Genomic DNA, 469 nt, shown 5'->3' on the forward strand with positions numbered 1-469 from the left:
TTGGGCAACCGAAAACGGCGTTACGCTCGGGCAAACCGAGGTCGACTCAAAGTCCAACGAAATCACGGCAATTCCCGAATTGCTCGAATTGATCGACATCCGCAATACGATCGTGACGCTCGACGCTATGGGTTGTCAAAAGTCGATCGCCGAAAAGATTATCGACGAAGGTGGCGACTATGTTTTCGCCGTCAAGGACAATCACCCGAAGCTCTGCGCCGCCATCGCTGACCATTTTGAAATGGCTCACAACGAAGGGCTCACAACTCATGGCGTGCGATCGACCACGACCAAGGGAAAGCAGGCTGGGCGTGACGAAGAACGCTTTTACGCGACCGGCCCGATTCCTGAGTCACTGCGTGCCCTGACCGATCAATGGAAAGGGGCCAAAAGCATTTGCCAAGCGAATACGTGCACGAGTCGTGGCGACAAACAAACAAGTGATATCCGCTACTACATTTCAAGCCGA

General features: G+C 53.5%; 1 protein-coding gene. It reads left to right on the plus strand.

Annotated elements, in window-relative coordinates:
- Positions 1 to 469 (plus strand): ISAs1 family transposase (locus H1B37_RS33170; RefSeq protein ID WP_182871548.1); only part of this gene is annotated, 469 nt, incomplete at both ends.

Origin of the sequence: Stieleria mannarensis, assembly GCF_014154935.1 — a bacterium.
GTDB lineage: Bacteria > Planctomycetota > Planctomycetia > Pirellulales > Pirellulaceae > Stieleria > Stieleria mannarensis.